This is a genomic window from Rhizobium sp. AP16 (assembly GCF_000281735.1).
Lineage (GTDB): Bacteria > Pseudomonadota > Alphaproteobacteria > Rhizobiales > Rhizobiaceae > Rhizobium > Rhizobium rhizogenes.
The window spans coordinates 41,476-55,508 of sequence record NZ_AJVM01000012.1 but is presented as its reverse complement, the minus strand read 5'-3'; the positions used below and the strand labels follow the sequence as shown (position 1 = coordinate 55,508).

General features: G+C 57.7%; 13 protein-coding genes. 8 read left to right on the top strand and 5 right to left on the bottom strand.

Annotated elements, in window-relative coordinates:
* Window positions 1-300: 300 nt before the first annotated feature.
* Window positions 301-840 carry a hypothetical protein gene (locus PMI03_RS07685; RefSeq protein ID WP_007691635.1) on the top strand — a complete coding sequence of 180 codons (540 nt, stop codon included), beginning with the start codon at window positions 301-303 and terminating at the stop codon, window positions 838-840.
* Window positions 841-945: 105 nt separating this feature from the next.
* The gene (locus PMI03_RS07680) at window positions 946-1,140 is read left to right on the top strand and encodes a hypothetical protein (RefSeq protein ID WP_007691632.1); all 195 of its coding nucleotides are present in this window, start codon (window positions 946-948) and stop codon (window positions 1,138-1,140) included.
* Window positions 1,141-1,187: 47 nt separating this feature from the next.
* Here PMI03_RS07680 and PMI03_RS07675 read toward each other — a convergent pair whose 3' ends face one another.
* A complete protein-coding gene (locus PMI03_RS07675; RefSeq protein ID WP_007691630.1) occupies window positions 1,188-1,526 on the bottom strand; it encodes a hypothetical protein in 339 nt (112 codons plus the stop codon).
* A gap of 322 nt (window positions 1,527-1,848) precedes the next feature.
* On the opposite strand from PMI03_RS07675, the gene PMI03_RS07670 reads away from it, so the two are divergent.
* Entirely contained in the window at window positions 1,849-2,220 is a 372-nt protein-coding gene (locus PMI03_RS07670) for a hypothetical protein (protein ID WP_007691628.1), read from the top strand.
* Between the two features lie 265 nt (window positions 2,221-2,485).
* Here PMI03_RS07670 and PMI03_RS07665 read toward each other — a convergent pair whose 3' ends face one another.
* From PMI03_RS07665 to PMI03_RS07650, 4 genes are all read right to left on the bottom strand, one after another.
* Window positions 2,486-2,866, bottom strand: coding sequence for a hypothetical protein (locus PMI03_RS07665; RefSeq protein ID WP_007691626.1), 381 nt, complete (start codon window positions 2,864-2,866; stop codon window positions 2,486-2,488).
* 288 nt (window positions 2,867-3,154) lie between these two features.
* The gene (locus tag PMI03_RS07660; protein WP_007691624.1) at window positions 3,155-4,525 is read right to left on the bottom strand and encodes a polysaccharide biosynthesis/export family protein; all 1,371 of its coding nucleotides are present in this window, start codon (window positions 4,523-4,525) and stop codon (window positions 3,155-3,157) included.
* A gap of 36 nt (window positions 4,526-4,561) precedes the next feature.
* Window positions 4,562-5,671 (bottom strand): glycosyltransferase, encoded by a 1,110-nt coding sequence (locus PMI03_RS07655; RefSeq protein ID WP_007691621.1) that lies wholly within the window; start codon window positions 5,669-5,671, stop codon window positions 4,562-4,564.
* An 88-nt stretch (window positions 5,672-5,759) separates the two neighbouring features.
* On the bottom strand, window positions 5,760-6,866 hold the full coding sequence (locus tag PMI03_RS07650) for an IS630 family transposase (protein WP_007691619.1): 1,107 nt from the start codon (window positions 6,864-6,866) through the stop codon (window positions 5,760-5,762).
* A gap of 290 nt (window positions 6,867-7,156) precedes the next feature.
* Between PMI03_RS07650 and PMI03_RS07645 the strand changes: the two genes are divergently transcribed.
* From PMI03_RS07645 to PMI03_RS07625, 5 genes are all read left to right on the top strand, one after another.
* Window positions 7,157-7,882 carry a sugar transferase gene (locus PMI03_RS07645; RefSeq protein WP_007691616.1) on the top strand — a complete coding sequence of 242 codons (726 nt, stop codon included), beginning with the start codon at window positions 7,157-7,159 and terminating at the stop codon, window positions 7,880-7,882.
* Window positions 7,883-8,049: 167 nt separating this feature from the next.
* A complete protein-coding gene (locus PMI03_RS07640) occupies window positions 8,050-8,742 on the top strand; it encodes a bifunctional 2-polyprenyl-6-hydroxyphenol methylase/3-demethylubiquinol 3-O-methyltransferase UbiG (RefSeq protein ID WP_007691614.1) in 693 nt (230 codons plus the stop codon).
* A 116-nt stretch (window positions 8,743-8,858) separates the two neighbouring features.
* A complete protein-coding gene (locus PMI03_RS07635) occupies window positions 8,859-10,259 on the top strand; it encodes a hypothetical protein (protein WP_007691612.1) in 1,401 nt (466 codons plus the stop codon).
* Window positions 10,256-12,295 carry a glycosyltransferase gene (locus PMI03_RS07630; protein ID WP_007691603.1) on the top strand — a complete coding sequence of 680 codons (2,040 nt, stop codon included), beginning with the start codon at window positions 10,256-10,258 and terminating at the stop codon, window positions 12,293-12,295. The genes PMI03_RS07635 and PMI03_RS07630 overlap by 4 nt, the downstream gene beginning before the upstream one ends.
* On the top strand, window positions 12,292-14,028 hold the full coding sequence (locus PMI03_RS07625; protein WP_007691602.1) for an exopolysaccharide biosynthesis protein: 1,737 nt from the start codon (window positions 12,292-12,294) through the stop codon (window positions 14,026-14,028). Before PMI03_RS07630 ends, PMI03_RS07625 begins: the two co-directional genes overlap by 4 nt.
* Window positions 14,029-14,033 lie beyond the last annotated feature (5 nt).

The window sequence follows — 14,033 nt, the reverse complement described above, 5'->3', positions numbered from 1 at the left end:
ATAAATTAAGTATAATCTACCACGATCACATACGTTTCTTCAAGAATAACAATTTAAAATATCTAAAATTTCGCCCTTTAATTGATGAAGATGGAGGGTGCTACATTGCCCCGCCAAAAGGCCGCCGAAACTTGCCATTGCAGCCGTCATGAGAACGTATCGTTCCGGCCAACGCCCTACTCAATGCACGAGGAACCTGCTGCGCCAGCGCATGCTTTGGACCCGGCGGAACTATCCGACCCACCTACTCGTTTCCTTGGATATCGCAACCATTGGCGATGCTGCACAAGGAATATGCGAATGTCGAACAACGTCGTGATGGGCGGAAACGAACCGTTCAAAGGAACCGGTAGCAACGCTGTCGGGAAATCGGTGGAAAGCCAGGCTCAATTGCGCGACGCAGCTAGAGAGTCATCGACGTTTGTCGGACGCGGCGAGATGCTCGGCGTCTACGAACTTATGCCTATCGCAGCCTTCAACGATCCCAATTGGGATATTGCACCCTGGCGCGGCAAGATGTTGGTCGCGGCGCGGACAACAGGCGATGCGCGTGTGGTGGCGGCTGCCTTTGAAGGCAACTTCATGAAAGTCCCACCCATGCCAGGCGAGAGCATTGCGGCGATGGGAGCAAGCGCTTTCCGAAACGAAAAACTCTATACGGTCATAGAAATCGATAGAGACCGTCGTGATCTGGACCGCGGGGTGATGGAGATCTCTGACACCGGGTTGATCGCCAGTGAGGCCCTAAGGGCTGATTTCGATGCGCGCCCTCATGACGGCAGGTCGCCCAGTGCCGGATCACTGTCACGGTGGGACAACGAAGGCGGCGCCAATCCGTGATTGGAGCAGCGCGCCAAGAAGGCATCTTTGCCAGCCCTCCTGGAAAGCGTGCAGCGGACGGGTAATCGCGCATAACTAAGATTTAGCCAAAGGAGCTATAAACAGATGTCCAAGAAGAGAATGGTCGAAGCAACCGTCAAGAAGCGCGGTAGGCGCGTCGCGGTCGGAATCATGAACACGACGCAAGCACTCGATATGCCTGAAACGGAGGGTATGGAGTTTTCACATCCGGACGAAACGCCGGGAGAGACTGAGATAAGACTTACACAAAGTGAACTTGCCGAGGTCGTGAAACCCTGAATGTGCGCGCAAGGCAGATGATCGAAATTGAACACGACGGTGAAGCATTACGGCGTTGAGATGATCCCGCTATGATCCAAAGGGTTTTCGTCGACCCTGTCGTCTCGCGCAGAAGCCAGGCCGATGCATATTGCATTTTCGTATGAGGCTTGAACTGCTTCGATGGCCAATTGCGCCGATGCGGCATAGCCTTGGCGCAGGACTTCGAGACCGGGATCGGATCCGGTCGTGCTCGACCAATGCCAGAGACCGTTGAAGCGCGGACGCGGCTCGAGGAAAACCCTGCCGATCATCCTGTCACCCGAAAATCCCACGAAGTCATTTTCCGGCGCCAGCTCGAGCGGGCACCAACGGTAGGCGGACATTTCCTCACTCGCGATTGTCATGGATTGATGTCCCCAAGGGGGCCGGAGGCTCGCGGTGCGAAAGCCTTCCCCGGTATGGACGTCGTCGGTCAAGACAGCGCCTGCTGATATGCACGTTAGCGGACAATAACACGGATCGATAAGGCCGTGAGAAGAATCCCGTGCCCGTACTCGTGACGGCCCCGACCCTGCAAGCAACATCATCCCTTTACCGATAGTGCGGCATTTCCGTCGTGTCGATTGCCCAGCCGTTCAATGGAACTACGGTCGCGACCGGACGTTTCCATATGGCTATATCGGGCACTACCGGCATTTCGCCGGCACTCCCGAATGGGAGGAAAACATGAAAACGCTGCTGATCGCGATCGGCCTCTTGGCCGCGACAACATTGCCGGCTCTGGCGGCCGAACCCGTCAAGATGGTCGACACCAAAATGGGCAAGGTCATGGCCAATGAAAAGGGCATGACTCTCTACACCTTCGATAAGGATGCCCCGGGAAAATCAAACTGCGATGAGAATTGCCTCAGGAAGTGGCCCGCCTTTCGCGCGGCCGACAAGGCCAAGGCAGAAGGTGAGTGGTCTCTGGTCAAGGATGCGGCTGGTCAGCAAATGTGGGCCTATGGTGGCAAGCCACTCTACACCTTTGCCGGCGATAAAAAGTCCGGCGACACGACCGGCGATGGCGTTGGCAAGGTTTGGCATGTAGCCAAATAGCTATAGGCCCATTTAGGGAGAGGGCGGTCCTCGGATCGTCCTCTGTCAGCAATGGCAGGACCGCCGCGTTCAGGTCGCCGGATGCCGTAGGACAATGATATATCTCTTAGGCCGGTGCGCTTAATCTTTGCATTGGAGGGGGACGTGATAACGCAATAAGCGGATTGCCAACAATCTCCGTCGCGGCGATCCGCGATAGGTCGTGATATTGTGTATTTCATATCAGGTGGTGCGCTGTTCTCATTGGCTGAGCACGCTCACGGTTTCAATCTTGAATTCGCGGCCTGGATTTCGTCTCGGCATTCACACGTTCCGGTGCCGATGACAACATCTTGTCCTGGTGTCCGCGAAACGGGCTATAGTTAAAAAAACCGGATCCTATACCAGAAGACCTCCGACGATCACGCCCGAGCAATTTCACATAGACGACGTAAAACAGCAGGTGCGGGAAAACGTAACCGGCTTCAAGGATCACCGCCAAAAGCGCAGTCCATGAAAAAACCTCGATCGCCGAACTTGCCGTGCCGATATTCATGACCGCGTAGCCCACCATGATAGCCAATACTAAAATGGTGAAGTGAAGGATCGGCACTCTTAGAGCGCACAAAGCACCGACCGCAAATGAAAGAACGAGGCCCCATGCCATCAAACGTTCAACTCCGAGCATCCAATCCAGAATCGAGATTGGTATTGCTAGCAGTATCAATTATCTCCGCTCGCAGAACAAGCCGAAATCATTGCCAAGCCTAGTAATTCGGGGAAGTTACTGGACTTCCTTGCAATAACAATACAGCCTGAAGCATGCTTCGCTATCATGAGGCGAACTGAGTGTTGGCCGGATCACACGATAGACGTGAGTTGCCGTGACGGCATGGATTTTTTGCTCTCAGGCCGCTGCCGCATATGTGCAATCTTCAAGCGAGAAAATCAGCGTTCAGGGGGAAATGGCGGGCTTCACGCTGTTGTTCGTGGCCTGCTCGGAAGGCGCCGTCTTTTGGTCTTCCACGCGAATGACATCACCCGGGGAGACCAGATCATTATCGCCGACGACGATGGTCCGCAACGCGCCGTTGACGATGCGGTCGATGGTCGTGACAAGCGTGCGCTGGGTGTCGTCCGCGGCCATATTTGCCGCCGCCGCCGGCGCGCGAGCCTGAATATTCTCTAGCAGCCCCCGCGTCGTTATCGTCTTCTCCTTGTTGGAGGCGAGGCGGTCGCGCACCTCTGTCGCTTCGGTCAATGCCTGGACACGGTAGCGGTTGCTGGCATCGGCAATGTCGCCGTCTGCCTTTGCAATGTCCTGCCGGGCTTTCAGGTTGGCGAGCGCGACGTCGAGGTTCTGGCTTTGAAGTTGCGCCAGGTTCTGGTTGGCCCCGAGCTCCCGGGATGACACGGTCAGCCCCTGGGAAATCAGTTTGCTGACCGTCCCCACATCCTTGTTGGCAAGCTCGATCTGCTTGGCAAGCGAGACGGCCTTGGAATTCAGTGCCTCTATCTGGTTGGTTGCAAGCAGCTTGGTCTGATTGAGGGCGTCGATCTCGGTGCTCATCGACCGCTGGCGTGTGTCGAAGAGATCCTGCTCTTCCCGCATCATGCGATCGACGGTCGCGTCATCCGCTCGCGTCGTCAACTCCGGTGGAAAGACGATCGAGGGTTGGTCCTGTGTGACGGCATCCAGACGTGCCTGCCGGGCAAGAAGGCTGAGGCGCTCCGCCTCCAGGGTCCTGAGGTCGCCGCGAGCGACCAGAGCGTCGCGCTGCAGGCCGACGAGATTTGGGTCGATCAACCCGAAGGTCCCCCCCGCCATGCTCAGGGCCTGAACGACGGTGAGGCCGGGGCTATAGCTATATTTTCCCGGCCGGGTCACCAGCCCGGTGAGGAAGAACGGACGATATTCAGCGACCTCGACAGATGCGTTGGGGCGCTTCTGCATACCGACTTGCGTTTTCAGGCGCTCGCCGATGGAGTCCGAGACTTGCTCCAGGGTCATGCCGGCGGCCGGCACTGTCCCGATGATGGGCATCGACAGATTGCCCGCCGTCGAGATGACGAATTCCCCGGTGAGCGGAGCCCATTCGACCGTTGTCCCGGCCATCGGTCGCCATTCGAACACCCGGATCTTCAGCTTGTCCTGGGGTCCGAGAACATAATCATCTGCCCAGGCACTGGAAATGCCCAGTATTTCGAACAGGGCGATCGCAGCCAGAAAGGAGAGCCGGCAAGCCGAAAGGCGGCGAGGCCTGACACGGGCGATGACCGGCGCGCGGCTCGTTTGCCGATGGGTTAAAGCAACATCTGATCGCATGACGTTCCACTCCTGTCCGGCGCGAGCCGCGACCCTCTACAAATGACCGACATTAGCGCGCTCACCGATTGATTTGCCGACGAAAGACTTGAATTTCTGGATGAAGACGTCCGTCCTGAACTCGGCGGCGCGGGCAACGGCATCGGCCGGATTTAAATCCATCCGTTCCAGGCGCTCGACAGCATCGATTATGGCTTCGGTTGTCTGTATGTCGAAGAACACGCCCGTCTTGTCCGCCACCACCGTTTCGGTTGCGCCGCCGCGGCCATATGCGATGACGGGCCGTCCGCTCGCCATGGCTTCCACCGGCACGATCCCAAAATCCTCCTCGCCAGGAAAGATAAGCGCCTTGCAGCGCGAATACTGCTCTTTCAGGACATCAAATGGCTGAGGACCCATGATCGTCACGGTAGGCCCAGCAATTCTGCGCATACGGTCGAGCATTTCCCCGCCGCCGATGACGACGAGCTTCGCTTTCATGAGATTGAAGGCCTCCACCGCAAGATCGGGCCGCTTGTAGCTCACCAGTTCGCCTACCATCAGATAGTGGTCGCCGACCTCAGACGAGGGGATCGGGTGAAAGGCAGTGGTATCCACCGGGGGATGGATGATCTCGGAGTCCCGTCGGTAGTAACTCTTGATCCGCTGAGCAACCGTCGCCGAATTTGCTGCAAAATGATCCACTCGATTGGCCGTGGCAACGTCCCAAGTTCTCAAGTAATGGGCGAGCGGCGGCATCATCAGCCGGGTCATCAGGCCCGAACTGTCGTAGTATCTATTATACATGTTCCATATGTATCGCATTGGCGAATGACAGTAACAAACATGTAACGCCGCCGGACTTGGTATTATACCCTTGGCAGGTCCGGACTCGCTGCTGATGACGAGATCGTATTCATTGAGATCCATCTGCTCCAAGGCCATCGGCATTAGAGGCAGATATTTCTTGTAGAGCTTCTTTGCGCCGGGAAGCCGGTCGATGAACGTCGTATGGATCCTGTGCCGCTTGATGACGTCGGAAACGACTGATGCATCATAGACATGCGTGAAAATGTCGGCGCATGGATACATTCTGCAAAGGGCCTCCAGAACTTTTTCTCCTCCACGCATTCCAACCAGCCAATAATGTATGATTGCAACGCGCATGAAGTACTCCGGAAACAAAATAATAAATTCAAAGTTTACGCGCAGATCTCTTGGGGGATTTGTGTATTATTCGTCTGTCTGTATCAATTTAAAGTTGGCGGTATTGCGATTGAGCTGTCTTCAATCGAAAGCTTTTCACCGAGGAACGGGTCTCATCGGCTGACTTCGTCCAACTGTAAGGTTTGAAGCTTTCAGCGTGGCTTTCGACGAATGCGCGGATATTGGCTTCCAGTTCGTTGGTTGAGGTGCGGACGTCACGCTGCAATTGCCTGCGGCTTAGTTCGGCAAACCAGCTCTCCACTTGATTGAGCCAGGAAGCCGATGTTGGGGTGAAGTGGACATGATAGCGAGGATGGCGGGCGAGCCAGGATCGGACAGCCGCAATTTTGTGGGTCGCATGGTTATCCATGACAATGTGGACATCGAGATCGAAGGGGACGCTGGCATCGATCTGCCTGAGAAAATCGAGAAGTTCTGTCGCCCTGTGCCGCTTGTCGTAGTTGCCGATCACGAAGCCGGAGATGAGGTCAAGCGCAGCAAGCAAGGGGGGCACGCCTGGTTGAGCATGGGAATGCATGTGCCGCTCAGCCTGGTTCGGCATCATTGATGGGCCGGATTGCCCATGATTATGTGCTCGTCCATGGCTCTTCTTATCGACACTGAGCGCCAGCACACGGTTGGGTGGTGCCAGATGGAGCCCGACGACATCGCAGACCTTATCGATCAACGGTGGAACGCTCGACGGCTCAGATGTTTGCGAATGATGTGGTTGAAGCCCGAACGAGGCCCAGATCCGCCGGATCGTCGTGTGTGAAAAGCCTGTTGCTGCCGCCATGGAACGGATTGACCACTGGCTCCCATCCTCGGGTTTCGACTTCAGGGTGCGTTCGATGACAGCTGCAATCTGATCGTCGTCGATCGTGCGCGGACGGCCTGAACGGTCGGCGTCGAAGAGCCCCTCGATGCGATTTCGCAGGAAGCGCCGCCGCCACTTGCCGACGGTGTTTTCATGGACATTCAGTTCCGCGGCCACCGCCTTGCTGGCTATGCCGTCGGCGCAGCGCAGAATGATCTGGCACCGCTCGGACATTGACCGACCGGCCGCCTCTTCGTGGCGCGCCTGCTGCTTCAAATAAGCCCGCTCTTCCTCAGTCAGAACCAACGGCGCCGTAGGCCGCCCAGTCGTGCCCGCCATCGTTAGGGTCCCCCAAATCAAGTACAGAACAATGATACGAACTTAAGTTCCAATTGAATATGAATAAATTCAAATATATAAAACTGAAAATCTAAAAATTAGACTTAATAACACCAACTTTCTTCCTGTATTAAGACAGTTGTTGGCGTTTGATACACACATATTGCGTCGCAATAAAGACATTGTCAATTTATTTATTATTTGTTAACGTAACTCTACATTCCGAAATCGGCGATGTCTGAGCATATCAGGCGGTATTTCTTTATATCTTTCGAGTATGGAGCAAGCAGATGAGGGAAATTGATCTGAGAAGCGAATTAGACGCACTGGATAGTCTGCGAATGCGACGACGGGCCGGTGTATCGGTGGGTTTGGCGACTTCCAGGAACTCGACCTCTCGTGTCGCGTCGAATTCCGCCAAGTATTGTATAGACGGTATTTTGGCCGGGATCGCTCTGATCGTACTATTGCCGCTGATCCTGATGGTAGCGGCAATCCTTCTGGTAACGCAGGGCCGGCCGATCTTCCTGTCCCATCGACGTGTCGGCAAGAATGGCGTGTTGTTCTCTTGCCTCAAGTTCAGAACGATGGTCACAAACAGCGAGGAGGTGCTTGCGCAGCATCTCGACGCTCATCCTGCTGCGAGGGCTGAATGGAATGCAACGCGGAAGCTCAGGGATGACCCTCGCGTCACGCCATTCGGTAAGCTTTTGCGCAAGAACAGCGTCGATGAGGTCCCTCAACTCCTGAATGTGCTTCGGGGGGAAATGAGCCTTGTCGGCCCACGTCCGATTGTTCCGAGCGAGGCTGAGCTCTATGGCGCCTATTTTGCCGACTACATGAAGGTGCGCCCCGGCCTGACCGGTCTCTGGCAGGTCAGCGGGCGCAGCGACACCAGCTACAATGCGCGTGTCGAACTTGACGCTCGCTATGTGGCCGAGCGGAGTTTGTGGGGCGATATGGTGATTATGGTCAGGACTATTCCAGCGGTCCTGTCCTCACGAGGCAGCTATTGAGCGGTTGCGCCTGTTTCATGCGCGACGCCGGGATAATCCAGTAGGGACTTAAGACGGTACGCCGTTGACGAGCGGAAGTGACCGGCGGCTTTTCGCGGCCGCGTTGCTGCTTTCCGTGACGGCCTGCCAGAACTGAACTTAGTATCTCAGTATAAGGATAGTCAGTTTTGCAGGATATTTATGTTTCCGACCAATATGCTGAATTGAACCCCACCTGGCACGAGGAGGATTCTCCTTGGAAGGCGCGCCAGATCGAGGAGATCATTAGAAAAAACGGACTGCGCTTCGAAACTCTTTGCGAGGTCGGCTGCGGCACGGGCGAGATTCTTCTTAATTTGTCCCGCAGTTTTCCAAAGGCCCAGTTTGCGGGCTACGAGATTTCTCCCCATGCCTATCAGCGCGCCAAGACGAAAGAGAAAAGCAACGTTTCCTTTCATCTAGCGAACATCGTCGAAGAAAAAGACAGCCACCATGACGTGGTCGTCATTGCAGATGTAATAGAGCATGTAGAAGACTATATTTCTTTCATCAAAGACCTGCGACCCTGCGGCCGCTATAAGATCTTCCACATTCCACTCGATCTTTCAGTACAGTCGGTGCTGCGTGCATGGCCGATTACGAAGCTTCGCGCCAATGTCGGACATCTGCATTACTTCTTCAAGGATACGGCAATTGCCACGCTCAAGGACTGCGGATACTCGGTCATTGACTATAAATACACGGCAAGTCGTCTGGAGCTGCCTAATCAGGCATTCACCAGCGCGTTGATGCGACTGCCGCGGAAGCTGCTCTTTTCCATCAATCCGGATTTGGCCGTGCGGCTGCTTGGCGGCTATTCGCTTCTCGTTTTGGCAGAGTAGACCTCCATGCCGCTGCCCGGAACGAATACCGCAGCTCAACGCATGATAGGTCGGAACATCCATCCCGGCGAGCCTTTCCGTTCCCCACCGTGGCGAGAGTGCGGGGAGGCGATAGCATGAGTATCGAGCCGATCGGCATTGTCGCCATCTTAGGCGGGCTGCTTTGCCTGTTTCTCGGCAACGGGGCGACGGTCGTGACACTGGCGGTAACGGCTGTACTCGGATCGGCGGCAGCGATGTTCATCGGTTCGGCGAACATCCAGCCGGGCCATGTCCTTCTCGGCTTTCTCGTGCTTGGCGTCATCACGCGCGAGCGGGCGGCGGGGGCATTCGTTCATGCGCTGCGTCTCGGTGAACCCGGATTTTGGTTTGCGCTTCTGGTTGTCTATGGCGTGATGAGCGCCTATTTCGCGCCGCGGCTCCTGACGGGCGTGACGCAGATCGTGCCGCTCGGAACCACGGTCTTCGGTGATACGCGTTCCACCGTACCGCTGGTGCCGGTATCGAGCAACTTCACGCAAAGCGTCTACATGATTGGCAACCTCATCTGCTTCGCAATGACGGTTGCGGTCGCATCAACCTATCGTGGCTTCCAAGCCGTTCTCGCCGGACTGCTTGCCTATAGCGTCGCCAACACTGTCTTCGCACTGCTCGACATCGGTACTTATTCGACAGGCTCGCAAGGTATCCTCGCGTTCATGCGGAATGCCCAATACACGCTTCATACCGATGACCAGATTGCCGGTGTGAAGCGCATCGTCGGGTCGTTTACCGAGGCATCCTCCTTTGCCCGCTCGACGCTCGGCGTCTTTGCCTTTACCGGAACGCTCTGGCTTTGCGGTCGCCGGCCCTATATTAGCGGTCCGATCGCCGCCATATCTCTGGTGTTGGTTGTAATGTCGACGTCGTCGACCGGGCTCGTCGGCGCGCCGGTCATGTTGCTGATCCTTTTTGCAACTGCCTTGTCGGTCAGTGGACGGAAGAATACCAGCCGCACCGCCACGGTCGCGATCGTCTTTGTGCCGTTGGTGTCATTGGCGGTTGCCCTCTTGGTCGCGATCGATCCGGACATGTCGAAGCTGATCTACAATTACATTGACATCGTGGCCCTCGGCAAATCCGCGTCCAATTCCGGAATTGAACGCAACTCCTGGAACATGGCCGCGATCCAGAACGTATTCGACAGTCTGGGGCTGGGGGTCGGCCTCGGAACGGCCCGTACGTCCAGCTTCCTGCTGGCGCTGCTTGCGAATGTCGGCATTCCCGGAACGATCTTCTATTTGGCTTTCGCATTCGATGCATTGATCAAAAAGCGTGGAGTCCAGGGAAGTTTCATGGCTGACGCGCGCCTTGCAGCGCGCAACGGCTGCTTGGGGTTGCTAGTCGGCGACATGCTGGTGAGCCCGGTCATCGACCAGGGCCTGTTCTTCTGCATGTTGGCCGCCATGGCCTCGGCCCAACCGGAGCGCGGTACACAGGTCGTGCGCGCCAGCCGCCCCATAGGAGCAACCATATGAGTGCTGCCGCCCTTTTTGCGGTCAATGGCCGCTTCCTCACGCAGAACGCAACGGGCGTGCAACGTTATGCGTCGAATGTCGTGCGCGCACTGGATGAGGCGCTCGCTGCGGCCGATGCGCAAGCGGCGATCATCGCTCCATCCGGGACGCCGAACCCGGGTTTCAGTCATATGCCGCTGATCCAGTCGGGACCTCTTTCGGGGCATCCCTGGGAGCAGATCACCTTGCCTGCACAATGGCCTGGTCGGCTCCTCAACCTTTGCAACACCGCGCCGGCCTCCAAAGCCGATCAGATCGTCTGCATCCATGATGCCAACGTATTTTCGGCTCCCGAGAGCTATAATCGCACCTTCCGGATGGTTTATCAGACGCTGCAGCCGCTTCTCGTGCGGCGATCCGCGCGGATCGCCACGGTTTCCCATGCCGCCGCACGCCAGATCGCCCGGCATCTGCCAATCCGGATCGAGGACATCGCCGTGCTTCCAAACGGCCATGAGCATGCCTTGAGCTGGGATCCGGCGCTCGCACAAATGGCGCCGGGCTTCATTGCCGAAACCTTCGGGCAGAGCGATCGCCGGTTCATTCTGGCTCTGGGTTCCAGGGCGCGTCACAAGAACCTCGCGCTGCTTGTCGATGCGGCTCCCGGGCTTGACGAGATCGGCGTGGATATCGTGATCGCCGGTGGAGGTGCCGAGATCTTTGTTCCCGGCGCACTCAAACAGCGATCCAACGTTCATCTGATCGGCCGCGTGTCGGACCACGATCTGGCTTATCTGCTCGAAAGGGCGCTCTGCCTCACCTTTCCGTCGCTGACGGAAGGTTTCGGTCTTCCAATCGTCGAGGCCATGGCACGCGGTTGCCCAGTCATCGCTTCCTACACCGCGAGCATGCCGGAAGTCTGCGGTGATGCCGCTTTGCTCGCCTCACCCTCCGATCCCGCCGCCTGGATCCGGCATATCCGCGCGCTCAAGGAGACGCCGGCGTTGCGCAGTGAACTCGTCGAAAGGGGATATGAGCAGGTGCGGCATTTTTCCTGGTCGCAGACGGCTGCGGGCTATATGGAACTGCTTGAGCGGCCCGCAGCACATCCGAAGACCTACAAGCCGGTCACTGCGAGCGTTCCACGCGCGGCCGTCGTCATCGCCACGCGCGGACGCCCTGGCGTCGTGAGCGCCACGGTCCGCCACCTGCTTGCCACGCAAACGCTGAAGCCCGAGGCCGTGATCGTTTCGTGCATTGATCTTGCGGACGCGGGCGATCTGGTCGGACACTCGGAGGTGACGGTGGTAACCGGTTTGCCGGGCCTGACCACGCAGCGCAATACGGCGCTTCTAAGCCTGCCGGAAGAGACCGAGATCGTCGCCTTCTTCGACGACGACTTCATTGCGGACAGGAATTGGCTTGCCGCGGCCGCTAGATCGTTTCGCGACGACAGCCAGATCGTCGGCTTTACCGGACGGGTGCTTGCCGATGGCGTCAACGGCCCGGGCATCGGTTTCGAAGAGGCGCTGCGTCTTGTGGAGGCCGCTCCGCCAAGCGACTGGAGCTGGATCGAGCCCTACAGTCCCTATGGCTGCAATATGGCATTTCGGGCCCAAGCCATCGGAGAGACCCGTTTCGACGAACGTCTGGTACTCTACGGCTGGCTGGAGGATCGCGATTTTGCCGCGGCGCTTTCCAAGCGCGGCGGTCGTTTCGTCAAATGCGCAGAAGCCTTCGGCGTGCACATGGGAGTCAAGAACGGTCGAATAAGTGGCGAACGCTTCGGCTATTCGCAGATCGTCAATCCCATCTACATGCTGCGAAAAGGTACGATGACCGGCGCGAAAGTCGCCAACCACATCTTTTGCAACATGGCCATGAACTTCACGCGCGCGGCATGGCCCGAACCCTTCGTCGACAGGCGCGGACGGGCCAGAGGCAATCTGATTGCAATCGCCGATCTTCTTCGCGGCCGCCTGGAACCCGAGCGTGCGGCAAGGCTGACGACGAAGAATAGCACGGGGCAACTTAAGTCGGAGGTGACGACCAGATGACGCAGAACAATCCGTCTCTTTTGGAACGCTCGTCCCGGCTTTGGCGGTTAGACGACACTCCTGCGGACAACCCCAATGAAGGACCGGTCGCCCTCCTGCGATCGATGTGCGCGCTTGCCCTGCAGCACAAAACCAAACTTATCCTATGCACGGCCGTCGGGATCGGCCTGGCGGCATTCCATGCCCATTCCCTGCCGCGGATCTATACGGCGACAGCAACCCTGTTGCTTGAACCGCGCCGCCCGACCTTGGCCTCGGGTCAGGACGGGAGTGGCGCGCAGAATCTCGACCTGAACAGGGCCGATAGCGAGCTCCAGATTATCCGTTCGGAGCGCCTGCTCTCGGCGGTTTTCGACAGTTTGAATCTGGAGGCCAGCGCGGAGCTCGGCCCGCAGCCGCCCCGGATGCTCGATCTTGTCGTCAGCAATGTACGTCGTATCTTCAGCGAGCCGGGGACAGGGACCGGCGCCGTAACATCGGAAACCGGCAAAACAGCCCGATCTGACGGGGCGGTTGCGACAAATAATATCGAGCCACCCGCCACTAATGCGCGTCAGGCAGCATTTCAGAGCTTCGCGAGGCGCCTCGATGTCCGCCGGGTTGGCCAGTCCTATGTCATGGAAATCAGCTACTCATCGTCCGACCCGGTGCTTGCCGCGCGTGTCGCCAATGCGGCCGTGTCCGGCTATATCCTGCAAGCGGTCTCTTTCAAGGCGGAAATGGCCCAGGCCGGGACGGAGGTGCTTCAATGGCGCCTCGATGCCTTGGCCTCGCAGGTCGATGCCGCGACGGATGCCATGAAGCAGGGCAAGCTGCCGGCCATTCCGACGCCGGACGGCGATGCGCGGATTATCGGCGCAGCGCTGCCGCCGCTAAGCCCATCGGCACCGCGCCCATCGTTGATCACTGCGCTTGGAGGCGTTCTCGGCCTGCTTGCCGGCTTCTCCATGATTGCGCTCAATCTTGCGCTCGATCGGAAGGTTCGAAACGCCAAGGACCTGATGCGGGATACGGGGATACCATGTCTCGGAACCTTGCCGGACGCGGCAAGCCGGGTTGACCTCAGGCGAGGCTCGCATAACAGAAGAAGCTCCGTGATCGTCAACCTGCCTGGCAGTGCTTATGCCGTGGCGATCCGCGATCTCAGGACATCGATTGAGATCGCCTGCTCCGCAATTCGCAACGAGCGAGGCATCGTGATCGCGGTCGCGGGCTGGGAGACGGGCACCGGAGTGTCGACGCTTTGCTTGAGCCTGGCGCAATTCATCAGCCGGAGCGGTCGGTATACGACGCTCTTCAATGCGGAAATGGGGCAGATCGACCTCAGCGACGATGGTCCCGACGCTTTGCCGACAACGTCGCTGGCCGATGCGCTCGTTGCCGACATGCGGCCGGAACAGGTGATCTTCGGGAACGGACGCGGAGACGGTGACGGCATTGCCGTGCTCCCCATACATTCCGAAAACGCCTTGACAAATCTCTATGTCGATTTCCGCGACCGGCGTGTCGCGCGGATCGTCGAAGCAGCCCGTGCCAGGGGTGACGTGCTTCTCGGCTTGCCGTCAGTCGGCGGCTCGACGGATGCGCAGGCACTGGCAATTCACGCTGACGCCGTCCTGATCGTCGCCAGCGCCGGACGGACGACCACAGAACAAGTCAACGATACTTTACAGCAATTGCGACGCTCCGGCGCCAATGTGATTGGTACTGTGATCAACCGGGCAAAGGCATGACAAGG